A 23778-nucleotide genomic window follows, 5' to 3' on the forward strand; every position below is an offset into this window, starting at 1 on the left:
CTTCGCCCATGACAGGCGAAAAGTACAGGTATTGGCTAAAAGTTAAATAGGTTTAATTTTCTAGGGCAGCTATCGCGTCGCGTAAACTTTTCGGACGCATATCTGTCCAAACTTCACGGATATGCTCAAGGCAATGCTCTTTGTTGCCTTTTACACCGACCTCAGTCCAACCATTTGGCACTGAGTGATACGTTGGCCATATGCTGTATTGTTCTTGTGCGTTTATCACAACGGTAAATTCTGTATTTGGGCTATCAATACTCATTCTTTCCTCAACTAACTTTGTTTTATTGTGTTTTTGAGCCTAACTTGGCTCTTAAAAACTCAAGCCACAACACTCTCTAGTGCTTGGTGTGCTTGTGCTAAATTCCCTTTACTCAACTCAATAAGATTGCCGGTATCCATTTTAAAAATGCGGTCAGCGGCATCGAAATAAGCGTCATCATGAGTAATCGCGATTACAGTCACACCCCGTTGTTTAAGCAGTGGCAATAACTGACGGTAAAACAGTTTTCTGAAACGTGGGTCCTGATCAGCGGCCCACTCATCAAGCAGAATACTACCGCGCTTTTCGAGTACCGACATCATCAGCGCCAGTCGTTTTCGTTGACCTTGTGAGTAGCGAACGTCACTCAACTTACCTTGCTGGTGGTCAACCTTATGTGCCATTTCAAGACGAACCATCCATTCGTCAACATCTTTGCTATCGATGTCTTGACCTTCGCCATCAACAATTTGATGGAATAGATGGAAATCACTGAACACTGCCGAAAACTGATGGCGATAATCTTGCCAATTCGCTTGAGTCACCTCATCGCCATCGACATAAACTTGGCCAGAATGCGGTCGGTAGAGTCCAGTAAGCAAACGCGCAAAAGTCGATTTACCACTGCCATTACCGCCAATAATGAAGATGTGTTCGCCACGTTCGATCTTGAAATCAATTGGGCCTACGCCAAACGAGTCACCATCAGAATCTGAGCGGTAGCGATAGGTAGCCCCCACGAGTTCTAGTGAATTGAATACTTTGGTTTTTGCCGACTTCGGATTTAGGCTTCGATCGGTACTTAACTCTAACGACGACAACTTCTTCATTGAAATATTCGCAGTAATCAAGGTTGGAATTGAACCGACTGCAGACATTAGCGGGGTTCTCATAAACAACACGACCAATGCAAATGTAGACGCCACCTCTAACGTCGCCCAACCCAAGCCAGTCGCGAGGTAAAAGTTCAGGCCAATCAGTGCCAATACAACTGTGTTCGCCATGTTGGCAGCAAAACCATTTAGGATATCGGCCTGTGTCACTTCATTTCTGTAACCTTCAGCATTGACTGAAAACGTCTCATCAAAGTAACGCTTAGCTCTGAATGGGTTTAAAGACAGTTCCTTACGGCCATCGATTAGGGATTGGTAATCGTGATACAACTTGTCGTCGTACTCACGAACCTGTTTAACGTGTTTAGTGATGCGCGTAACAAGCAGATAGCCAATGACACCGGTTAAAGAGAGCATTAAAACGCTAACCCCAAACAGTGGCATAGATAGAAAGGCCAAGTAGACTAATGCCACAACCGTTAGTACCAAGCCGTAGATCAACTCAGGTAAATGTACGAATGCAATGGTAATGTTGCGAATGTCGGTGTTCAGTGACGCGAGTACACCTGCACTTCCCACTTTTTCGACCTGTTCAATATCGGTATTTAATAGTTGAGAGACCAGTTCACAGCGTTTGTAGTAAACGAACTTGTGGCCCAGTTTATGAAGTGCTACCTGAGCAACAGTTGCTGTCACCAACAAACCAATCAACAGTGACGCAAACTGAATCAAGGTATTAGAAAGTGGCCCATTGCTTTCAAGTAATTTATGCTGAATAAACGCAATCACGCCTACGCTCAAGAAAGCACTCGCAATACTCAACAAGATCACGAAGGAAAGTGATTTTTTCTGTTTTTCAGCCAACAATAGGATCAAACCCATTTCATACACACCATTTAATTAATTGTTATTGTTGTTATCATTTAAGAGAAAGATAATCCCATAATCCGAACTCGAAATTCTTGTTGTTTAGTAATGGCTCTAAAAGCTCAACCTGTTTCTAACAGACACCTGCTAACAAGCGTTCAGTAGTCACTTTAAGTAACGACAAGTGACTGAGCTATAACCTTCTCAACCCCCACATCAGGTACATACCACCGATAATCGAAGCCACCAAGCCTGCAGGAATCTCTTGTGGGTAAAGCCACTGTCTACCGAGCCAATCCGAGAACAACATTAACGCCATACCAATTAACGACGAACAGATCAGATGTTCTTTCGCACGACTGTAGCCGAAAAGTCTCGCCATGTGAGGAGCCATCAAACCGATAAAGCTTAATGGCCCAACCACCAGAGTCGCGCTCACGGTTAAACATGCCACTAAGAGCAGCAATAGTATTCGAGATCTTGGTACATTAATGCCTAGAGATTGCGCACTCGCCTGTCCTAAAGGCAACACATCCAACCACCGTGCACAGAGAAAACCTAGCGAGATAAATACAATCGAAGATATCAGTAACGGAACGAGTGTTGACTCTGTGACGTAGTAAGTTGAACCTGCCAACCAAGCCAAAACTTGGTAACTTCTTGGGTCTCCTCCCGCCAATACAAAACTCTGGACCGCATTCATCAAGGCCGTAATCGCAACGCCAGTCAGTAACACCCTTTCTGGTTGGAAGCCTGACTTTTGATTGAGTAGTACAATGATGCCTAGAGTACATGCTGCACCAATAAAACCACCGATATAGAGCCCAACAACATTGCTGCCAAGCCCCGTAAAAATCGCGATGATCAAACCTAATGCGGTACCAGAGCTGATACCAATCACTTCCGGGCTAGCCATTGGGTTACCACTCAAACGCTGTACGATCGTGCCCGCTACCGCCAACATTCCACCCGCCAATGCTGCAGCGGCTAACCTAGGTAAGCGCCATTCGAGCATTGCCCAATCTTGAGTTTGAAATAACCAACGCCAACCTTCTGTTTGTACCGAGAATAAGCTGAATACAACGAGTGACAGAACAATAAACAAGCTAGCCAGAACAACTGAATGTTTGTTTAATCGTGAAGCCACTTCCTTATGACGCGTGAGCACGGTTTGTGTTTGAGATTGGCTTTTCATTGATAGCTTAGGCAGCAACCACAACAACAGAGGAGCCCCCAACGCTGCCGTTGCTGCACCTGTCGGAACAAACATCGACATGATGCCCGGTAGCTGTTGGATAAGTAAGTCAGTAAGGCTCAACAACAAGCCACCCAACATCATTGATACCAATAGTTTAGAAACTAGACGATGTACTCCCATCAAGCGCGCTAACGCAGGGGCAGCTAAGCCAACGAAGCCGATGACACCCACAGCACTCACGACCCAAGCCGTCAGCAATACTGCTAGCCCGAGACAAGCAATTCTTAATTTAGCTAACGAAACACCTAAGCTCTTAGCGCCCTCTTCTGATAACTGAAGCAAGCTAAGTGGTTTTATAAATAGAAATGCCATAAGAGTTGCAACAACTAAACGTGGGGCTAGATACTGAACATCTTCCCATCCACTCTGGACTAATGACCCTGCGCCCCAAATCATCAAGCCATTAAGCTTGTCTTGATTCATCATCAGCAACACTGTGCTTACAGCACCAAAATAAAGGTTCACGACCAAACCTGAAACGATCACTACGGTTGGAGACAAAGCACGTCGCCACGACAGTGCAAACACTAAACCAACAGTGCTAACGCCACCAATGAGAGCCACTAACGAATAAGACCACTCCAAAAGCCAAGGGGCATAAAGCGTCGCCAACATGAGTGCAAAGCTTGAACCGCTGGCAACACCCAATGTAGACGGCGAGGCAAGCGGATTTCTGAGCACTTGTTGCATCAAAACACCCGCGACTGCCAACGCTGCGCCACATAACAGTGTAGTGAATAACCTTGGCCACCAAGCCAAATGCAGTTTCACTGAATCTGGAGAAGTAAAATCAGTGCTCCACAAACTAGAAAGTCGGCTCAGTCCGAACTGAGATACAGATAAATGTTGGCCAATTAACGCTAATGTAGAAAGCATCAACAGTGTTAAAACACCAAACGAGAGAACTCTCATAACACGTCTCCTTGGTTCAACTCAGAAACAATGAACCTTGCAAAGCGTGTTGCAGAAGGTATAGCGCCGAAGCTCCACACCGCTGGAACTTGTAATTCGGAATAACCAGACTCTTTCACTATATATTGCCAAAACTGATTTGTTTTAAGGCGCTCTTCGGTGCCCGCAGGCATCGGAGAAATAATCACGATTTGCCCATCGACACCGATCAATTGATCAATGCCCACCAAGCTGTATCCCCAGGCATTGGTTTGCCCTTTCCACGCTGATTCAAGGCCAATCTTGTTGATCGAGGCTTTATAGAGGCTGTTATCTCCAAATACACGAACGTGGTTTGTATCCATGAATTGCACCATTAACATCGCAGGGGCATTGTCTGGTAATTGTGAACCTAGAAGCTCCATTTCGTCGTTAGCTTCGCGAATCAGATCTTCTGCCTGGGATTCTTTTTCAGATACTTCAGCTAACTTCCGAGTGGCAACCTCTAACGCGAACCAGTCAACGTCACCACTTCGGTATAAGCCAATAGTCGTAACTGGCGCAATCTTGCTGAGTTGAGCCTCTAACGTTGAAAACATTGGAGATAGTAAAATCTTGTCTGGTTTAAGCTCATGGATACGTTCAAGGTTTGGCTGCGTTCGCAAGCCAACATCAGCAACTGCTTGAGGAATTTCAGGTGATTTCACCCACGAGTTGTAATCAGGTATTTGCGCGACTGCGACAGGGGTAACGCCCAACGCTAAAAGCGTTTCAGTGTGAGTCCAATCAATTGAAACCAATCGAGGTTGATCGTCATCATTCATCTCAGGCATATCTTGCTTGGCTAACAAAAGTGGAGAAAATACCAGCAAACTAGAGATGACAACACTTGAGATAAGCGTACGAGTAACGTACGAGCGTTGTAATCTTGATTGAAAAGGCTGCTTGAACATCATGCTGACTCCAAATCACCAGGCATCGCGACTGGGTAACCTGCAGAGTGTTGAGTAATGTGCATAGGTACACCATAGATATCTTTCAATATCGACTCTTTAAATACCTCGTCAACCTCACCTTCGACTAATAGCTTACCGCTATGAAGGGCTATAATGTGGTCGCAAAAACGAGCAGCCATGTTGATGTCGTGAATGACAATGATCACCCCAATTCCCAATGTTTCACTCAATCGCTTAATCAATGTCAGCATTTCAATCTGATGGCCGATATCGAGCGCGGCTAAAGGCTCATCCAGCAAGAGGTATTTCGTACGTTGAGCCAACAGCATCGCAAGCCAAACACGTTGTCGTTCGCCACCCGATAATGTATCAACCAAACGATCAGCGAATTGCGCAGTGTCGGTGAGTTGCATCGCATCTTCAACATACTGCTTATCTCTCCTTGAAAGTCGACCCAATAAGCCATGCCATGGGTAGCGACCAAAGTTCACGAGATCTTTTCCGGATAAACTGTCAGTTGCAGGTAAATGTTGAGGCAAGTAAGCAATTTGCTGTGCGAAGCCCTTATCTGGCCATTTAGTGATTGCTTTATCTTTCAGGTAAATATCACCAGAAGTAGCGCGCTGTTGCTTCGCTAACAATTTTAATAAAGTCGATTTTCCCGAACCATTATGCCCAACCAAAGCGTAGATTTTTCCTTGCTCAAACGACACATTGAGTCTCTTAAGCAACTGCTTATCCCCTACGCTAAAACCGAGTCCCTTTGCTTCGAGCATACCTTCAACCTTTAAACACATCATTCACTAAAAATTAGTGCAATACGCACATATTCATAAAATCATTAACAGACACGCTTTTATACACTTGCAAAAAAACGAATGCAAACAATTTTCATTTAGATTAAAGTGTATGCCATACGAGCTTTTTCTCTATATTATAAGGGGTTAGAGGTTTAAATTTGAAAAATGAAGGCTTGGCAGTAATTGTTCTCTTTGTTGCAAAATGGTTAACCTAATGATCAATAAAACTTTTCGTGAACTCTCTAAAGATTTTGGCCTTCTGAGTAACGGACTAACCCTTCATGCAGAGTCAACGTTATTGCTTTGTGAAAAGGCCAACACCACTTTGAATATTGGAACCTCGCAGCGCGAAGGTATCGAAATCCACGTTACACAGTTTGACGGAACACGCTTTTGCGATGTCATGTTCGAACAAACCAATATTTATTGCCCTGATGTCATCGCTCACTCCATTAATAAGAGAAAAGCTGAGTATTTTGTTGGCCGCTATTTAGTCGCGAACAGGCTTAATGAGTTAGGGTTTGAATATTGCACTCTTGAGTCGAACATCGATCGCAGTCCTAGATTCCCTTGTGGCGCTATTGGCTCAATTTCACACTGCACAAATTTGGCATGCGTTGTAGTCACCCCCTCCTGTTGTCCAGACCGAGAAAACCTTGGTCTCGATGTGCAAGAGCTCATTTCGAGCGACGTTTGTAGAGATATTGAAAGCATGATTGTGGCGGAACAAGAAGTTGATTTAGCGGTAAGTGTTGAGTTAACCAAAGAACAAGCCATAACACTGCTCTTCTCAGCCAAAGAGGCGATATACAAGGCACTGGCTAAGTTCTCGACACGAGGTTTGAATTTTACTGATGCAAAATTGAAGCAAATAAACCAAAAAACAATGGAGTTTGAGCTAAGTGAAAGCATTAAACTACGAACTAACACATTGAAGGAAATAAGCTGCGAATACTGGTACTTAGCACAACACAAAGCTTTTTTAACTTTGTGTTATTACTCACGTGATTGCTAACTGTCGCGCTTTATAGATTCTATTGGGAAATGCTCACTATGTGGTGTGCTGGGTCAGTATCGACACTCGATCAACCGAGAGACAAGTACAAGGACGGTATATTGGTGTAGGCATAAAGATGAGACGCAGAATCTTCTGCAGCTTTCGATTGGTAAAAGGCTGGCATTTGTTGAACGGCTCGCTTGATCAATTCACTCGCAATACCTTGGCCTCACCATTTCTCATCAACATAAACAGCGTTAATCCAGACGACATCTCTTACTTGATGAGGTTCTTGAAAATGGGAATACGCAAAGCCACCGGTGACGATATTTTCTCGAATGACCACGATCACTAGCGGGAGATGAACATTGGTTGGGTCCGATTGTTCTGAATAGGCTGATTTAAACTCAAAGTCCAACCATTCACTTTGAAAAAGGCGTTTAAGCTCTTGCCAGTTTGGAGAGTGCTGGGCACATTATCTAAGAGCGACTTTTTGTATTTAAATTTCCTTTTTAAATACGAGCAGTTGAAATAAGAGCCACTCAGTTAAACAATTCACTCAAAAAACTGTATTAACCTACTCTTCATCCTCATAATGAATATAATCGGCTTCTTGATTGATCTCTTCTCCACAACCTAAACAGTCGGCTTGTAAGTCTGTTGGCATCGTAATAACAAACCACAATGTGGGCATAAATCGCCTTGTTGATACATATAGGTTCCCTTCTAATTCATCCAGCCTACTTTAGCCAATGTTGATTGGGGTACGTTTGCTTGCTCTCTTTCAACCAATCGTGAATCACTTGGCGAGCTGCCTCAGTCGGTGGCGCGTTTCTTTTACCACAGATTTGGTCAATCTCGAACGGAAACGCTTTACTTGGAACACGACGTAAACCTATGGTTAGGCGCTGAGGCTTCATCATTCGAAACACCACATAGCGGTCACTCATGATGCGATTGTGATACACGCCAATACAGTGCTTTTGCTCGATGCCCTCTTTCTCAAGATCAAAGTAATCCGTAATTGGGTGAATATTTTCACTCCCCAGCAAAGGGACCGGATATGGGATATCCTTGTCCATAGGGCGACTGCCTTCTAAACGTCGCAGTTGACGCTGCTCAGTCCAACGGTCGTGGAGTTGTTCGAACATTGCGAACGAGTTCTGACTGGTTATTGAATGTAAAGGATCATCAATTTCTAAATCCAGCCCTAACAATATCGCATCTTGGAACATGGCCATCTTCGACGGAGAATTGAGTCTGCCCTCTTCAACCATTGCAATGCCCAATCGACTGCCAGTTAAAAATGGGTGTACCTGGTCCAAACGCAGTGCCGTGTAGCCAACCTTGGAGTAGTGCTTAAATTTAAGAACACGTCTTTGCAGCGGCTCTAGAATTCGCACGATATGGTCGAGTTCATCGCCAACGTTGTAGTGTAGCTCAAGCTTATCAATAAATTTTAGCGTCGCTTTGCTGCTGTCTAAACCAAGCTTAGCCAGGATCTTCTTTTGCCCTAAACAACTCAGTTCCAGAGCCTTCTGGTTATCAACACTGTATTTCATGCAAATCAGTGCCAAGATCACTGGCCGTAATTCCAACAGTTGTGCCGCTTCATAAGTGTTCGCCGCCAACCATAACATTTGGTACTGATATTCTGGAAAATTATCTGTGATTTCACGGTAACGTGCAGGCAGAGTTTCCAACCATTGCCCGTTAACATCAAATTGCTCTATGAGATTAAGGCTTAACCCAATACCGCCATCGAGTGGACGTCGTCCGTCTTCAAACACATGGAAGCCAACCAATTTCTGTGACCAATCACGAATCTCAATATCGTAATCAAAGCCAAGTGTTCGGGTGGGGATGGTGAGTAATGCTGTCATTGATGCCTCTTCATTGCTGGCGCATTGATCTTTCAAGCCTATATAACAGCATAAGCTAGCGCTTCATCGACTACATCAACCTTTTGTAAATTTCCAATCAAGCAAAGCGCTATATACAGGATAGTCTTTATAAGATCTTTGAATGATGATTTTTCTTAATATGAGACCTATTCCATATAATTTACGCCAACAAAAACTATGCTTGTTACATAACCCACAACAAAAGGCTTAAATTATGGAATACCGACATATACTAGTCGCGGTTGAATTGTCTGACGACACCAAAGTACTGATTGATAGAGCGACTTTCTTCGCGGATAAACTCGATGCGGGTATTTCGTTTGTCTACATCGATGGTACTCATGGAGAAATCTACCCTGAGCTTGTTGATATTCAAGCAAACGACGGGGATTTACCTATCAATCAAGATGCCGTTAACAACTTAAAGGAGCTCGAAGCTTACGCAAACCACCCTATTGAGCATATTTTCGTAGGTACGGGCGATTTGAACGATAAGCTCAAGAACACTATCTCAGAAAATAACGTTGACCTATTGATGTGCGGCCATCACCATGATTTTTGGCATAAGCTTATTTCACACTCGAAAAAGATAATCGACACCTCTCCGGTTGATATCTTAGTGGTTCCGATGGATTAGCAGCTTTCTTTTAAACGGTTAAAACGTTCATCATTGCCAACCTTTATCGGTATTATTGGTTGGCATACATCGGTTGGCTGAATAGCCTCTTGTGATCGTCCCTTTTCCTCTGGCTCAGGACTACCGATTTCCCTACATCATTTGTGATCTTGTTAGCGTATCAACTCGTAACCGTCTAATAAATAACAATTCACGAGTGTAAGCATGAAAAAGATTGGTCTCTATCTTTTTACAAATGACTTAAGAATCAACGACAACATACTACTTTATCAAGCTTCGCAGAGCGTCGAAGAGCTACTATGCGTCGCCATTGAACCAAAGCTTTCTGCCTATTCGGTTCGACTATCACAGGAAGAACATAACGGAGCACATCGCCACCTTTTCATAAAACAAGCAATTGATGCTTTAACCTTGAATCTGGCGCGTCTTGGACAAAGCCTTGTTGTTTTAGGCCGAAATACGAGTGAGAACTTGGTCCAAATCATTAAAACTCAGCAAGTGACACACTTTTTTGCTAGTTCGCACTGTGCCCATGACGAGCGACAGTTAATACAGAATACGCTATCGGAGTGCCCTAATTTACTCATCTATCAGCAGTGTAATACTACTCTGTTCGAGAGTGATGCCTTCCCCTTTGAACTTACCAAGCTGCCTCGTTCGTTCACCAAGTTCCGTCTTCAAGTTGAACGTCTTGATGTTAATTCAGAAGAGAATGTAATAACTTGCCTTCCACCAGCACCACAAACCGCTACTGAGTGTTATAGAGAGTCGATAACTGAGTTAAACGACTCAAAAACAGGCGACTACATAGGCGGTGAAACGGCAGGGTTGACCCACTTAGAAAACTACTTTTCACATAACTATGCCGGAACCTACAAACAGACGCGAAACGCATTAGATGGCATCGAGAACTCAACTAAATTTTCGCCATGGCTGGCATTAGGGTGTGTATCGCCAAAAACCATTTACCGCCACTTAAAGGAATTTGAAGCGCATCGTGGCGCGAACGATTCTACCTACTGGATTTATTTTGAGTTGTTGTGGCGTGAGTATTTCTACTGGAAGTGTTTAACGCTGGGGACGTCGCTGTTTGGTTGGGATTCTAATGATCTGTCGAATGAACAATTTCTCGATACCAATGCGGGATCAAGCTTCGCTAGATGGAAAAGCGGCAACACCAATTACCCCATTGTCGACGCCTGTATGCGCCAGCTTAACTCAACGGGTTATATGTCTAACAGAGGCAGACAGCTAGTTGCGAGCTGCTTGATTCACGAGCTTGGTATTGATTGGCGCCACGGCGCCGCCTACTTCGAAAGCCAACTCATTGATTACGATGTTGCGTCGAATTGGGGTAATTGGGCTTATATCGCCGGAGCTTTAAATTCACAGGCTACGCAAAACGCCAACAAACGAAATGCAGCCAATCAATCACAATCTAAATCCCGTCATTTCGATCTTGTTAAGCAAACAGAAATGTATGACCCAAATCACACCTTTATCAACAAGTGGCTCCGGGATGATGAAGCTTCAGCGTCAACTCGATATCAGGACGTTATATGAAATACAAAACTGTACGCCTAATTTTAGGTGACCAGCTCAATATTGAGCACTCTTGGTTCGATCATGTCAGTGATGAAGTGATCTACATCATCGCCGAACTTAAGCAGGAAACCGACTATGTCGCCTCACACATCCAAAAAGTGGCAGCGTTCTTCTCTGCCATGGACTATTTCGCTGAAGAGCTGACACAACGTGGGCACCAAGTGTTGCATTTGACCTTAGATGATACAGCACAATTCAAAGATCTCGACGCCGCACTTCAGCACTACATAAACGAGTTTGACGCTGAGAAATTTGAATATCAAAGACCAGACGAATATCGCCTGTTAGAACAGCTCAACAAACTCAAACTACCTAACACCGTCAAAGGGTGCTACGACTCCGAGCACTTCATGTTTCCTTTTATCGAAATCGAAGAACAGTTTCCGAAAGGCAAACATATCATGATGGAGCATTTCTACCGCCGAATGAGAAAACGTTTCGACATTCTCTTAGACGACGGAAAACCAATGGGCGGTAAATGGAACTATGATGCAAATAACCGTAAAAAACTCAAGAAACAGGACATCGAAAACCTGCCCCAACCTTTGATGTTTTCCAACGATATATCTTCCATCCTCGAGCGTATTGCACGACATCAAGTTGCGACCATAGGACAAGTTGGTGACCAGCTACTTTGGCCTGTAAATCGTGAACAAAGTTTGTCTTTGCTCGCTCACTTCTGCCAAGTTTGTCTGCCACTGTTTGGCCACTTTCAAGATGCAATGACAGTGGAACACGACTCAAAGTGGAGCTTGTATCACAGCCGACTGTCGTTCTCGTTAAACAGCAAGCTTCTTAGCCCTAGCGAAGTCATTGATGCTGCTCTTTCTGCTTATCACGCTTCTTCTGAGCAAAATGCACCCACTATCGATATTGCACAGGTCGAAGGGTTCATTCGTCAGATATTGGGTTGGCGTGAGTACATACGCGCGGTGTATTGGGCGAACATGCCAGCATACGCGACCAAGAACCACTTCTCAGCAGACCGAGCGTTGCCGCATTACTTTTGGGATGGCCAGACTAAGATGAATTGCATGAAGCACGCGATTGATCAATCGCTAGAATATGCTTATGCCCACCATATTCAAAGGCTCATGGTAACAGGCAACTTCTGCTTAATCACAGGCATTGCACCAGACCAAGTCGACAGTTGGTACCTCGGCATTTATGTTGATGCAATCGAATGGGTTGAAATGCCAAATACGCGAGGTATGGCACTATTTGCGGATGGCGGGATCGTAGGAACCAAACCATACTCTGCCAGCGGTTCGTACATTAATCGCATGAGTGACTACTGCAAAGGCTGTCATTATAAAATTAAAGAGCGTAGTGGTGAGACCTCATGTCCGTTTAATAGTTTGTATTGGCGCTTTATGAACAATCACCGCGACGCCTTAAACCGAAACCCTCGCATGGGTATGCTTTATCGTTCTTGGGACAACATGGATGAACAAGAACAACAAGCGATACTCGATACCGCGGAACAACGACTGATGAATTTGGAGAACTTATAATGGTGGAGCAACTCAGACTACACATATTGGTTATTGGAGGTAGTGGTGGCATTGGTCTCGCCGTGGTTAAACACCTACTCTCTGAGCTGTCTCGCTTTGATTTTCTCGATATTCATGTCGCAGCAACTTACCATTCCCAAAAGCCTGAGGTTGATGACAAACGCCTAACCTGGTACCAGGTTGACGTGACTCAAGAGTCCGATATCTTCGAATTACGAGCTCAATTTGATCAACTCGATTGGCTGATTAACTGCGTTGGGATGTTACATACTCCAGAACTGGGGCCTGAAAAGAACCTGTCGTCCATTGACCCTGAGTTTTTCCTCAAAAACATGTCTGTAAATACACTTCCGAGCTTGTTGTTCGCTAAGCATTTCACGCCACTCCTCAAAGCAAGTGATAATCCTAAATTCGCGGTGGTGTCTGCCAAGGTTGGCAGTATTTCAGACAATCGCTTAGGCGGTTGGTATAGCTACCGTTCATCAAAAGCGGCACTCAATATGTTCATTAAAACCATGTCGATTGAATGGGGTCGCACCATTAAGAAAGGCACCATTTTAGCGCTGCATCCAGGGACGACTGATACTGCGTTGTCGAAACCCTTTCAAGCAAATGTACCGGAAGGCAAGCTATTTGATTCAGCTTACGTGGCACATCAACTCATCGACATTATTCGCACCGCCACACCCGAGCAAAGTGGACATTTCTACGCGTATAATGGTGAGCAGTTACCTTGGTAAAGTAGATGTTAAAAGTGGGGAATTTCGGAACCTTACTGAGGTCTCCTATCACGCTCGTACCTCGCTGTAGGAAATGACGAAGATTGGGCCAGCAAGGACTAGACTTAGTAAAGGCTAGCCTTGCTTTTGTTTGTTACGGCGACAACGCTCAGAGCAATACACGACTTCATCCCAACAGCGCTCCCACTTCTTGCGCCATGCGAATGGCTTCTGACACACAGGGCATGTCTTTGAAGGCAGGTGTGGCTTTTTGTGCATGAATGTTCCTTGTGTCTTAGTCTGTTCATTGAAGTTCTGACAGAGAGATTCCCTATTAAGCTTGTTTCTCGCTATAAGGAATGACGGCAGTTGTCATATCCAAGCTAGCTTACCTCACTTAAAATAATGGCCGGAACTCTCTATCGTCCGACCGTCTAGTCTAGCCATTGGTATACAAGTGAGAGCCCCACTCCGTCCCCCCCAAGAAGGAGGAACGACAGAGTTGGAGATTTGCTTTTGTTGAAGCTGAAACCATTTCACTCAACACACTAGGTTTTCGATACCAGCCGACCAATCTTTAAGATATCAGACTACCACTTTGTACTGCTTTTCCATCTCGCTAACGCCAAGGCCTGCATGCTTGGTCACTTTCAACTGCACAGGCACACGCTCTTTCAAAGCTTCAACGTGACTAATGACACCAATCATTTTGCCTGATGCATTCAAGTTATCGAGTGCGTTCAATGCGATGTCTAGCGTTTCACTATCAAGCGTACCAAAGCCTTCATCTAAGAATAGAGAATCAATACTGGTTTTATAACTAACAAGATCAGATAACGCGAGTGCCAACGCCAAACTCACCAAGAAGCTTTCGCCACCAGACAGAGTTTTGGTATCGCGCATTACGTCGCCCTGCCAGGTGTCGAGTACCTGTAGCTCTAAGCTATCGTCGGCTTTGCGCTTTAATTCATAGCGACCATGTAAACGCTGCAATTGCTTGTTTGCCAAGTACACCAAGTTTTCCAACGTTAGCCCTTGTGCAAACTTACGGAACTTGTCGCCATTCTTAGAGCCAATCAGCGAGTTCAAGCGAGAGATATCATCAAACTCAACTTGTTGTTCAGAGATCTGCTTAAACAAATCTTGCTGGTTAATTCGGTTCTGACGATCAGTTTCAAGGTTGGCAGAGATTGCGCCAATTTTACTCGCATGGCTTTGCTGAGCTTCTTGGCAATCAGCCGTCGCCAGCTCCACTTTCTGTTGGTCTTGTTCTTGCCATGCTTGCGCATTTTCGTGGTTTTGTAGCTCCACTTGCGCTGCATTTGCCGCATTCAGCCTTGCTTTTGCACTGACAATTGCTTCATCCAGAGACTTTTTAAGGTTTTGTAATTGAGTGTGCACCTCTTCATCGAGCAGTGCCGCTTCAAAATCAACTTCCGCTTCAAACGGGCTCTCTTGCAAAGCTTCAACCCAAGCATTCTTCGCTTGGGTGTGGCTTGTTTGCTTCGTGGTTAATTCATCAGAAAAACCGGTATGTTTCGTTTGTTCGGTTCGATATTTCAATTCACAGCGATTAAGTACCAACTGAGCCACGTCAAACGCTGCAACTGCATCTGTTACCTTTTGCTTCATTGCTTGGCTTGCGACTTGAATGTCTTGCTCACCAAACAACTGTGCTCTTTCACCGCCAATACGAGCTAACTCCGCTGTTAGCAATTCGCTTTCTTTGCTTAGCGCATCCAGCTCTTTTTGCAACCTGTTTAGTTTATCATCCAGTGTTTTTTGCTCAGCACATTGGGTAATCAAACGCTTTTCTAGCTCAGTCTGTTGCTGTTTGGTTTGCAGCCATGTGTTTGAGGCTTGCAGTTTTTCAGCAAACCAAGCATCAATATGCTCAAGTTCAGGAGCCTCAATCGAGGTTTCCACAATGCTCTCTTTGAGTGAGTGCCACTGTTGCTCTTTAGCTTGCACAGTTTGACTTGCTTGCTCATTCGCAGCTTGGTTTTGCTTATTGAGGTCGTTGAGACGCTCCTCCGCTAACACAAGATTAGCTTGCGCTTTATCAGCCATAACGCTAGCTGATATACGTTGTTTCTCGGCCTCGGCATAGCTGTTTTTTGCATCCACTAAGACTTTCAGCTGCTGCTGGGTTTGATTTAAATGAAGCTCGCATTGCTCAACAAAAGTCGTCACCTCAAGTTCATTCCCCAAGTCAGCCACGGAAAGCAGTGTGAACTCCAGGGTCACTGCTGGAAAGTCAGACAAACTCTGTTTAAGCTTACCTACTACAGATTGCCAGTTAAGTTGCGCTTGCTGAATATCCGCTTGTGCACGTTGAATATCATCGCTTAGTGCTGTGATCATAGGAGCAAGAGAATCCAACTGTTGACGATGTTCTTGACCATCTTTCTTAATGATCGCTAACTCATATTTTTCTCGCTCTTGCTGAGCAATCAAGTTCGCAATATCTTGCGACTGCTCAACCGTATGTTCAGTAGAACCACATAGCGGACATTCAGAGCCAGACTCCAACTTCGCACGGTACTTAGCTAACTCTCCCTCTTGCGCGATTAACAAGGTTAAGCGCTCAAGTGATGTCTCTTTCTCTTTGTATCGCTCCACCAGTACTTCACGCTCTTTCGATAGCTTGTCAGCCTGCTGAACGTTAGTTTGGTGGGCTTGTGTCTTAACAGCAAGCTGTTGCTGTGCGTTCAAAAAGCCGCGATTGATTTCAAACAACGAGTGGGTGTTTCGATTCCAAAGCTCCAACAGCTCTTTTTGGGAAAGTAATACTGTTTCACTGGTTTTCGCCTGTAATGCTTCCCATTGTAGCTTGGAATTATTCTCGGCAAGCGCCAACTCAGCTAAAGCTTGATCTTGCGATGCTTTGGCTTGTTGTGCGTTTTTAATCACAACTTGTTGAGTTTCTAGCGCCGTATGGGTTTGCTTCGCTAAGTTGAGTTGTTGCGAATGCTGAGATTCTAACGTTCGCACTTGCTCAACTTTAGCTTGCCACTGACCAAGGTGCTTTTCGAGATGTTGGTCCGCCTGATGCGTCTCTAGATAGTCAGCGCTCAGCTTTTCTTGCTGTTTCAACTCGTCAATCTGTTTCACCAACATAAGCTGTTGATTACGTTGCTGTGCGTGTTGTTCATTCAACGTATTTTCGGCGTTAACCGCCGAAGTATGCTTGTCTTTGAGTACCGATATTTGGTTGTCGAGGGGGCGGACTTGCTCAATGATCTTTTCTTGATCATGTTGCTCAGCTTTAACGTTTTCAACCACTTCGCTATTTTGAGTCAGCTTGGTTTGGGCGTCTAACTTCTCGGCCTCGCGCACTACTAGCAATTTAGTACTGTTATTTAAGTTAATTTGCGTAAGGTTCAGCTCATGCTCGCAGCGTTTTAAGTCTTTGTGCAACGGTCGCAATTTCACAGCCGGCTCGCTGTTTGCCAAGCGTAACAAAGATGGTTGGTTTTGCTCCAAATCGCTTTGCGCTGTTTTTAGATCTTGTTCACTGGTCGTAACAGTATGCTGCGCTTTGGTCATGTCTTTCCACCAGCTAAGGTGAGCTTGCCACTCTTTTAGTTGTTCTGCTAAACGTTTCTGTTCAGCTTCTAACGTATCTCGCTCTGTTGTCAGCTCTTGAATCTGCTCATCAGACAGTAAACTCACACCCTCAGCTTTTGCCTTAAGGTGATTAAGCGACTCTTCACTCGATTTGAAATGATCGTAAATACGTTCTGAAATCAGGCTATAAACTTCAGTACCAGTAAGTTCTTCCAACAATTCGGCACGGTCATTCGCGTTGGCATTCAAGAATGCAGCAAATTCGCCTTGAGAAAGCATGATCGACTTAGTAAAGCGTGAAAAGTCCAAACCAGTCACCTGCTCTACCAACTTAGTTTTCTTGGTCAACATGGTCTCTAAGACTTTATCGGTGTCTGCATCCGCAAATTCACATGTTGGTGTTTGCAGTGCACCATCATGCTTTCCACGAGCTCGCTTTTGGTGGAAGTTAGAACGGTAAGTTTTGCCCTGCACTTCAAATTCAAGCTCAGAAAAACACTCACCTGTACCGCGAGTCATCAGCTCGTTATTGCCTTTAGCTATGCTTTTCAAACGAGGCGTGCGGTGGAATAGCGCTAAACAAATTGCATCCAGAATAGTCGTTTTACCCGCACCTGTTGGGCCCGTGATTGCAAACAGACCATTTTCTGCAAACGGTGACTGGGTAAAATCGAGCTTCCAACGCCCTTTCAAAGAGTTCAGGTTTTCAAATTCTAGGCTTAAAATCTTCATACTCGTTACTCTTCTACTTTGTTTGTTGCTTGAGCGCTTTCAGACACTTCGACCATGACTTGCTTAAACTTCACTGTCATTCGCTCTAAGCGGGCTTTTTCAGACTCAGTTTCGAACTCTTCTAAGGCAATACGCATGGTAAACACGTCCATTGGGCTCAGTTCAGACAGAGTTTCTGCTGATTCTTGCTCCAACGCTTGGTTGCGACGCTCTCTTGCACGGCGCAGTTGAAGTACTTCCACATTCAAGCCTTCAGTTAATGCACGCATACGCTCTTGTAGATCAGATAGGTAATCTTGAGCCTGAACCTCTATCGACAGCCACACGCTTTGTTCGCCATCCAAACCAATATATTGATTCAGTTGAGACTCTATCTCGCTCAAGTCGCCTTTGATTTCAGCAAGCGGTTGGAATGTTGGAACGGCTAATTGAGAAATGGTTCGTTCACCTTCAGAAAACTCAACCACGCACACCTGCTTCTGGGATTTAAGTTCATCAAAGCTCAGTGGGATTGGAGAGCCGGAATACCGAATGTATTCACGCTTAGCCACCACTTGAGGACGATGAATATGACCAAGAGCAATGTAGTCAGCATCCGGGAAACCATCCGCAGCAAAGCCATCTAGGTTACCAACGTAAATATCACGTACAGAATCTGACTGTTGGACGCCCATTGCAGTAAGGTGCCCTGTAGCGATGATTGGCATGTGTTCATGGTTTTCATAAGTAGCACGCTTGGCGACTGCCGCCTCATAAACACTTTGGTAGTGCTGCTTGATTGCATCACCAAGCTGTTTTTGACGCTCTACGCCAGAAACACCGGCTTGACTGGTAAGTACATCACGAGGACGAATAAAGGGAATAGCACACACAAGCGCTTCTACATCGCCCGTTTTACCCTTGAGTTCAAGAACCTGAGTTGCATGATCTTCGTTGGTATTTGGAATAACGTCAGCCCCCATGTATTTGAGCAGCTGTTGTGTCTCTTTCAGAACTGAAACTGAGTCGTGGTTTCCGCCTAGCAGTACCAATTGACAGCCGATCTTGTTCGAATCGACAACAAACTTGTTATAAATCTCACGAGCGTAACTTGGTGGCGTACTAGTATCAAAAATATCACCAGCAACGATGATCGCATCGATGTCATGTTCGGTAACTTGCTCAAGCAACCATTGTAAGAACTGTTCATGTTCATTCTTGCGGCTTTTATTGTAGAAGTTTTGGCCAAGGTGCCAATCGGACGTGTGAAGAATCTTCATTGCTGCTCACTGGAAGTCGGTAATACCTATAATCTACCAAAATCGCTCATACAATTCCCTTTTATAAGCTTGTGAAAAGCAACTAATTTTATGCATGAACGCATCATAGGCTATAGCTACAAAAAAGCCGCTCATAATCAGAGCGGCTTTCATATCAACTATTAACAATTTCAGATATCAACATGCGTTAGAAATTGTAAGAAGCACCCAGAGTTACTGTGCTAAATGCGACATCACGACTTTGCAGTCTATTACCACGGTTATCGAAGAATTCGAGGTTTACTGAATCACCTTGTTAGATAAGGCGAAGTGTTAGGTTCTATACTGGCGTATATTCCACACCAACACCAAAGCGGAAAACTGCGCCAGAATCATCTTCAAATTTACCAGAACTGTTTGCATTCAGGTTAACGTAGCTTATACCTGCTAGAACAAATGGGCGGATTGACTTGTCGAACGTATAACCAAGATTTGCAGCAACAGACAAAGACGTTGGTGAAAATACCTTAATACCAGATGACTCATAGTCAGCGTAGTCCGTGTAACCTAGCTCAATACCGACAATACGATTAAATTGATAGCCACCGTAAAGGCTATATCCCATGCTTTCAGCGTCTAAGTTGCCACCACCATCAGTGTCAGAATCCTGGTAGTATGTAGAGTGCATAGACGAGCTGTTAGTAACTCAAATACGGTCAAGCTCAACCAAAGGCTAAACTCGGAGACTTGGGGAAGTTGACACTTATCCGACCATTTTGCTATTGATGCTCACTTTGTATTTAGTCCAAATGAGTAACGCTCTAATACGGCCATAGAGTTGAGCCAACAAAACACTCTTGGGATGCTCGTTCTGTACCTTCAATATAAAGATTGAGCTCCTTATTCCCTCCTTTCCACGGGCTAAATGAAAACCTTCTCGCCTGATAAATAACAAATTAATCAATTGATTTTTATATAGTTTACCCTCCAGTTTGTATTTTATAAATATTGAATTTGTTAATAGAATTCAGCTCAAACTTTAAAGCTTAAAAGTCGCTTACAGTGAGATCTCAATACCATTTCATTGACCAAATGAATGATAGAAGTCTAATTGCATATTACCTTTGGGCTGCTTTTTGAGCGGGCATTTCCCGCCCACAAAACTTGCAAAACGCGTTAAGCATTGCGTTTAAAAAACAGTTTTGGCCGTATAATTATAAGGATGCTACACAGATGAAACATGGATACAGACTTACTACTCTCGCTTTAGCTATTATTGCTTCCGCACACGCCACCGCTTCAACAGTTAAAGAAGATGGCGTTACACCACAGCTTGTCAATTCACCTTTCATACAAGATGTAAAAGGTACGATTGTTGAGGACTACTCTAAAGATCCCATCCAACCATCCTTCTTCTCGATGAGAATGATGAGCTCTGCTGATTCACAGCGCGGCGATTGGTTCAATCTATCTGCAAGCTACACAAGGCTTCAAGGCGTAGGTTCTGACGTGGTATATGACTACCTTATGCCACCACTAAAGCCAGAGCCAGTGATCGTGGCTGTTCTTGATTCGGGCGTTGATGTGGAACATGAAGACCTTAAAAACAAGCTTTGGACGAACCAAGGCGAGATCCCAGATAACGGTATCGATGATGATGGCAATGGTTACATCGATGATATTCACGGATGGAACTTTCTCGGAAACTCATTAGGGATCAACGTTGATCAAGATACATTAGAGGTCACACGAGAATACAAGAAGTACCTGAAACTTAAAGAAAATGGACATTGGATTCCACGCAAAAAGCGTAAGTACTATGAAGGCGTTGAGTCAGACTATCTCTCCTCTTTAAAAGGCGACCAAGATGCGTTAAATCGTGTCACTACCGCGATTGACCAAGCCAACGAATACAAACAAGAGATTCTACAATATGTTGATCAGAAAGACTTTTCGACTAATGGTTTAAAAACGCTATTAGATAACGAAAACGCTAGCGTTGTTACAGCGGCGCAAGGCCTACTCAGCCTATTTGAATCTTGGTACTCATTTGAATACTTGGAGTCTCGTCGTAGCCGCTATCAAGACTCTTTAGACTTCCATTTAAATCTTGAGCTCGATACTCGTCGCGACATTGTACTAGATGACATCAAAAACCCTTGGGAAAAAGGTTACGGTAACAACGATGTTAAGGGGCCTGTGGGCTCTCACGGCACTCACGTAGCTGGTATCATCGCTGCTGAACGCGGCAACTTTATTGGTATCGATGGTGTTGCAGACCATGCTCAAATTATGGCAGTACGCATGGTGCCAAATGGAGATGAGCGAGACAAAGACATTGCAAACGCTGTACGCTATGCTGTCGATAATGGCGCAAAGATCATTAACATGAGTTTCGGAAAAAGCTACTCACCTCGCAAGTACATTGTTGACCATGCATTCCGCTATGCCGCTCGTAAAGGGGTGCTGATTGTTCACTCTGCGGGTAATAGCCGTAACGACAACGACATCAAACCAAGCTTTCCCAACCGCTATGCTAAGCACTACCGTTCAAAGCCTATCTCAACATGGTTAGATGTGGGTGCATCTGCAAAATACGCAGATCAAAGCTTAGTCGCAAGCTTCAGTAACTTCGGTCAAGAATCAGTCGATGTATTTGCTCCTGGATATCGTATCTTATCAACAACACCAGGTAACACTTACGGTTCGAAAAGTGGAACTAGCATGGCAGCACCTGTAGTTTCGGGTATCGCGGCATTAGTATGGTCTCGTTACCCAGACCTATCAGTAAAAGAGCTGAAATCGCTATTAATGAACGAATCAAAAGTCTATCCAGAATTGCTTGTTAAAAAGCCTTCTAGCCCGAGAGATTTAGTGCCTTTCAACACCCTATCGATTTCCGGAAGCGTGGTTGACGCTGAAGCGATATTCACAGAGTTAAAAACGCGCTAAAGCTTTCCTATTCATTGATTAGCGGTGAAAAAAGGTTGCCCAGAGCAACCTTTTTTCTTTTTTATTGCAGCAAAAGAGATTACAGATACCTCGTCACTCGATTATGGAATGACTAGAGAAAATAGTACGAGTGTAGTACTCGTCATTGCCTACAGTGAGGAACGAACGTGATAGGGAATCTCTTTAATCTTGTGTTTCAACTAGACTGCGTCTAGCGTAATTCGATACTCATGAACTGGCTGTAAGGGTCTAATTTATAATCCGAAAAGGGTTCACAGTATCCAAAGCCAAACTTTTCATACAAATTACGCGCAGGCTTGAAGTATTCCTCAGAACCTGTTTCCAAGCTGATTCTTTGATATTTGCGGTTAGAGGCCGTGTCTAGCACGTGCTGCAAGAGTTTGCTCGCCACTCCTGTATTGCGAGCAAACTGAGAAGTTCGCATCGACTTAAGCTCTGCGTGTTGGGCATCCAATTCCTTAATAGCAACACAACCCAATAATTGACTGTTTTTCCATGCACTGAAAAAAGTAATCTCTGGTGATTTCAAAGCATCAAGATCGAGTGCATGCACGCTTTCTGATGGCGACGTCGCATACATATCTGCTAAATGCTCTTCTAATAGCCCAATAACCTCTCCACCTGACAAATCATCAATTTTTATTTTCATAAAACCCTAATTATCCTTAATAAAATCTTAATCCACTTTCAATTCAGTAAAATTACGCTCGCGTAGTTAAACGATTAATATATTACTTTGCATGAAGAGTCTCAATGGATTTACCTTGTCTATCAGCGATATACCCAAGTTAATGCAAAGCGCCATTTTACGGTAGAGACTAATTGATCAGACCAATATGAGTATCCAACTAGACTTAACGACAGCCTTACCTTGTCAGAACTTAAATTCTGCCCAAGGCTATAGTAGCCTCCAGGATCATCAGGTCATTGATGTCCACAATAATATCGCGCCCCTATTTGGTGAACGCTTCTGTGAAGAATTTCGAAACCATCGGTTTGAACAGGAAAAATTTAAAATCAGCGTCAGTATTCGTATTACTGACTGTTTCGTCGTTTGTACCTCTCACGCTCTCATCAAAGTAACGGATGAGGAGCTTGCACAGAACCCGATTAAAGACCCAGCCAAGCAAACTCCAGGCTCTCATTATCAACCAAAAAGAGAGGCATATAGCCTCTCTTTTCATTCACTTTAGAACTACATTTCGTAGCCAATTTATTTTATTAGATTAAAGCTTAACCCATGCGTCTTGCCAGTATAGGCTATCACCTGGTGCATACGAAGCACTTGCACACCACGCCGTGTAGGGCCAAGGCTTACATTCGTATAACCCATTGTCACTGCCTACTACGATCTCACCTGCTTCGTAATTCGTTCCAGCTTCATACGGAGGGTAGTCACCCGGAGGAGGAGGTGTTGTTCCGCCCTCTTCTTTAACTGAGAACGAGTTATCCACCATCACCACTTCGCCATCTGTCGCAGTTCCAACCACTTCCAGCTTGTATTGACCTTCTGTGACATCATACAGGTCCATCGTAACCGTGCGGCTATCGGTTAGCTTCACGATGGTCTGTTCAACCACAGAACCCGCGCTATTGATCACATTTGCGATAACATCAAGCGCTTCATTCGACTCCAATGTGAACTGAATACTTACATCGCCATTGTCTAGAATGTATTCAGACTGCAAACCAGACACGCTAAGTTCTACGTCACCACCTGGACCTGGGTTGCCACCACATGAACTGTCTGACGCTTTCTTCCAAACGCCCCACTCACCTGTTGTTCCGGGCTCTTCACCACGAGTGTACCAACCCGCCACCCAAGTTGCCCCATCGTGGGACACCTGATCACCTTCGACATAGACTGTATTAGTATCCCATGCTGCTGCGCAGTTCGAACCGTCAGTCACAGACACTTTACGTTCAGCAGTTACCGTTTGATTTGCACTATCTGTTACTCGGTAAACAAGCGTGTAGNCGGTGACCTAACAAGTTCAATTACATACACTGGTAGTGTCG

The 23778-nt window shown here is 44.2% G+C and carries 17 protein-coding genes and 3 pseudogenes; 7 read left to right on the forward strand and 13 right to left on the reverse strand.

The window, feature by feature from the left end; genetic code table 11:
- Positions 1 to 52 precede the first annotated feature (52 nt).
- The 5 genes from A3712_RS09745 to A3712_RS09765 form a co-directional block, all read right to left on the reverse strand.
- Positions 53 to 265, reverse strand: a complete 213-nt coding sequence (locus tag A3712_RS09745) for an MbtH family protein (protein WP_063523278.1) — start codon at positions 263 to 265, stop codon at positions 53 to 55.
- A 59-nt stretch (positions 266 to 324) separates the two neighbouring features.
- Complete coding sequence (locus A3712_RS09750; RefSeq protein WP_063523279.1) at positions 325 to 1980, reverse strand: multidrug ABC transporter permease/ATP-binding protein; 1656 nt, start codon at positions 1978 to 1980, stop codon at positions 325 to 327.
- Positions 1981 to 2158: 178 nt separating this feature from the next.
- Positions 2159 to 4135 carry a Fe(3+)-hydroxamate ABC transporter permease FhuB gene (fhuB, locus tag A3712_RS09755; protein ID WP_063523280.1) on the reverse strand — a complete coding sequence of 659 codons (1977 nt, stop codon included), beginning with the start codon at positions 4133 to 4135 and terminating at the stop codon, positions 2159 to 2161.
- Complete coding sequence (locus A3712_RS09760) at positions 4132 to 5070, reverse strand: ABC transporter substrate-binding protein (RefSeq protein ID WP_063523281.1); 939 nt, start codon at positions 5068 to 5070, stop codon at positions 4132 to 4134. Before A3712_RS09760 ends, fhuB begins: the two co-directional genes overlap by 4 nt.
- Positions 5067 to 5846, reverse strand: a complete 780-nt coding sequence (locus A3712_RS09765; RefSeq protein WP_063523303.1) for an ABC transporter ATP-binding protein — start codon at positions 5844 to 5846, stop codon at positions 5067 to 5069. The genes A3712_RS09760 and A3712_RS09765 overlap by 4 nt, the downstream gene beginning before the upstream one ends.
- Positions 5847 to 6084: 238 nt before the next feature.
- Between A3712_RS09765 and A3712_RS09770 the strand changes: the two genes are divergently transcribed.
- Positions 6085 to 6885 carry a 4'-phosphopantetheinyl transferase family protein gene (locus tag A3712_RS09770; RefSeq protein WP_063523304.1) on the forward strand — a complete coding sequence of 267 codons (801 nt, stop codon included), beginning with the start codon at positions 6085 to 6087 and terminating at the stop codon, positions 6883 to 6885.
- Positions 6886 to 6955: 70 nt separating this feature from the next.
- Here A3712_RS09770 and A3712_RS28265 read toward each other — a convergent pair.
- Positions 6956 to 7342, reverse strand: a pseudogene (locus A3712_RS28265) (GNAT family N-acetyltransferase); the annotation flags it as partial.
- Between the two features lie 265 nt (positions 7343 to 7607).
- Positions 7608 to 8750 (reverse strand): PcfJ domain-containing protein, encoded by a 1143-nt coding sequence (locus A3712_RS09775; RefSeq protein WP_063523282.1) that lies wholly within the window; start codon positions 8748 to 8750, stop codon positions 7608 to 7610.
- A 235-nt stretch (positions 8751 to 8985) separates the two neighbouring features.
- Here A3712_RS09775 and A3712_RS09780 point away from each other — a divergent pair, with 235 nt between their 5' ends.
- From A3712_RS09780 to A3712_RS09795, 4 genes are all read left to right on the forward strand, one after another.
- Positions 8986 to 9408, forward strand: a complete 423-nt coding sequence (locus A3712_RS09780; protein ID WP_063523283.1) for a universal stress protein — start codon at positions 8986 to 8988, stop codon at positions 9406 to 9408.
- A 204-nt stretch (positions 9409 to 9612) separates the two neighbouring features.
- Positions 9613 to 10971, forward strand: a complete 1359-nt coding sequence (locus A3712_RS09785; RefSeq protein WP_063523284.1) for a DASH family cryptochrome — start codon at positions 9613 to 9615, stop codon at positions 10969 to 10971.
- Positions 10968 to 12527 carry a cryptochrome/photolyase family protein gene (locus A3712_RS09790; RefSeq protein ID WP_063523285.1) on the forward strand — a complete coding sequence of 520 codons (1560 nt, stop codon included), beginning with the start codon at positions 10968 to 10970 and terminating at the stop codon, positions 12525 to 12527. The genes A3712_RS09785 and A3712_RS09790 overlap by 4 nt, the downstream gene beginning before the upstream one ends.
- Entirely contained in the window at positions 12527 to 13267 is a 741-nt protein-coding gene (locus tag A3712_RS09795) for an SDR family oxidoreductase (RefSeq protein ID WP_063523286.1), read from the forward strand. The genes A3712_RS09790 and A3712_RS09795 overlap by 1 nt, the downstream gene beginning before the upstream one ends.
- 114 nt (positions 13268 to 13381) lie before the next feature.
- Here the strand turns inward: A3712_RS09795 and A3712_RS26680 are convergent, their stop codons facing one another.
- The 4 genes and pseudogenes from A3712_RS26680 to A3712_RS09810 form a co-directional block, all read right to left on the reverse strand.
- Positions 13382 to 13525, reverse strand: a complete 144-nt coding sequence (locus A3712_RS26680; RefSeq protein ID WP_082856216.1) for a DUF2256 domain-containing protein — start codon at positions 13523 to 13525, stop codon at positions 13382 to 13384.
- Between the two features lie 306 nt (positions 13526 to 13831).
- Entirely contained in the window at positions 13832 to 17548 is a 3717-nt protein-coding gene (locus A3712_RS09800; protein ID WP_063523287.1) for an SbcC/MukB-like Walker B domain-containing protein, read from the reverse strand.
- A gap of 5 nt (positions 17549 to 17553) precedes the next feature.
- Positions 17554 to 18807 carry an exonuclease subunit SbcD gene (sbcD, locus tag A3712_RS09805; protein ID WP_063523288.1) on the reverse strand — a complete coding sequence of 418 codons (1254 nt, stop codon included), beginning with the start codon at positions 18805 to 18807 and terminating at the stop codon, positions 17554 to 17556.
- A gap of 187 nt (positions 18808 to 18994) precedes the next feature.
- Positions 18995 to 19459 (reverse strand): annotated as a pseudogene (locus tag A3712_RS09810) (outer membrane protein); the annotation flags it as partial.
- 560 nt (positions 19460 to 20019) lie between these two features.
- Here A3712_RS09810 and A3712_RS09815 point away from each other — a divergent pair.
- Positions 20020 to 21738 carry a S8 family peptidase gene (locus tag A3712_RS09815; protein WP_063523289.1) on the forward strand — a complete coding sequence of 573 codons (1719 nt, stop codon included), beginning with the start codon at positions 20020 to 20022 and terminating at the stop codon, positions 21736 to 21738.
- A gap of 211 nt (positions 21739 to 21949) precedes the next feature.
- Here A3712_RS09815 and A3712_RS09820 read toward each other — a convergent pair whose 3' ends face one another.
- Positions 21950 to 22408, reverse strand: a complete 459-nt coding sequence (locus A3712_RS09820; RefSeq protein ID WP_063523290.1) for a GNAT family N-acetyltransferase — start codon at positions 22406 to 22408, stop codon at positions 21950 to 21952.
- Positions 22409 to 22595: 187 nt separating this feature from the next.
- Between A3712_RS09820 and A3712_RS27350 the strand changes: the two genes are divergently transcribed.
- Entirely contained in the window at positions 22596 to 22952 is a 357-nt protein-coding gene (locus A3712_RS27350; protein ID WP_157618732.1) for a hypothetical protein, read from the forward strand.
- Between the two features lie 33 nt (positions 22953 to 22985).
- Here the strand turns inward: A3712_RS27350 and A3712_RS28270 are convergent.
- A pseudogene (locus A3712_RS28270) lies at positions 22986 to 23735 on the reverse strand (carbohydrate-binding protein); the annotation flags it as partial.
- Between the last annotated feature and the right edge of the window lie 43 nt (positions 23736 to 23778).

The sequence above is a fragment of the Vibrio sp. HI00D65 genome, from assembly GCF_001635455.1.
Lineage (GTDB): Bacteria > Pseudomonadota > Gammaproteobacteria > Enterobacterales > Vibrionaceae > Vibrio.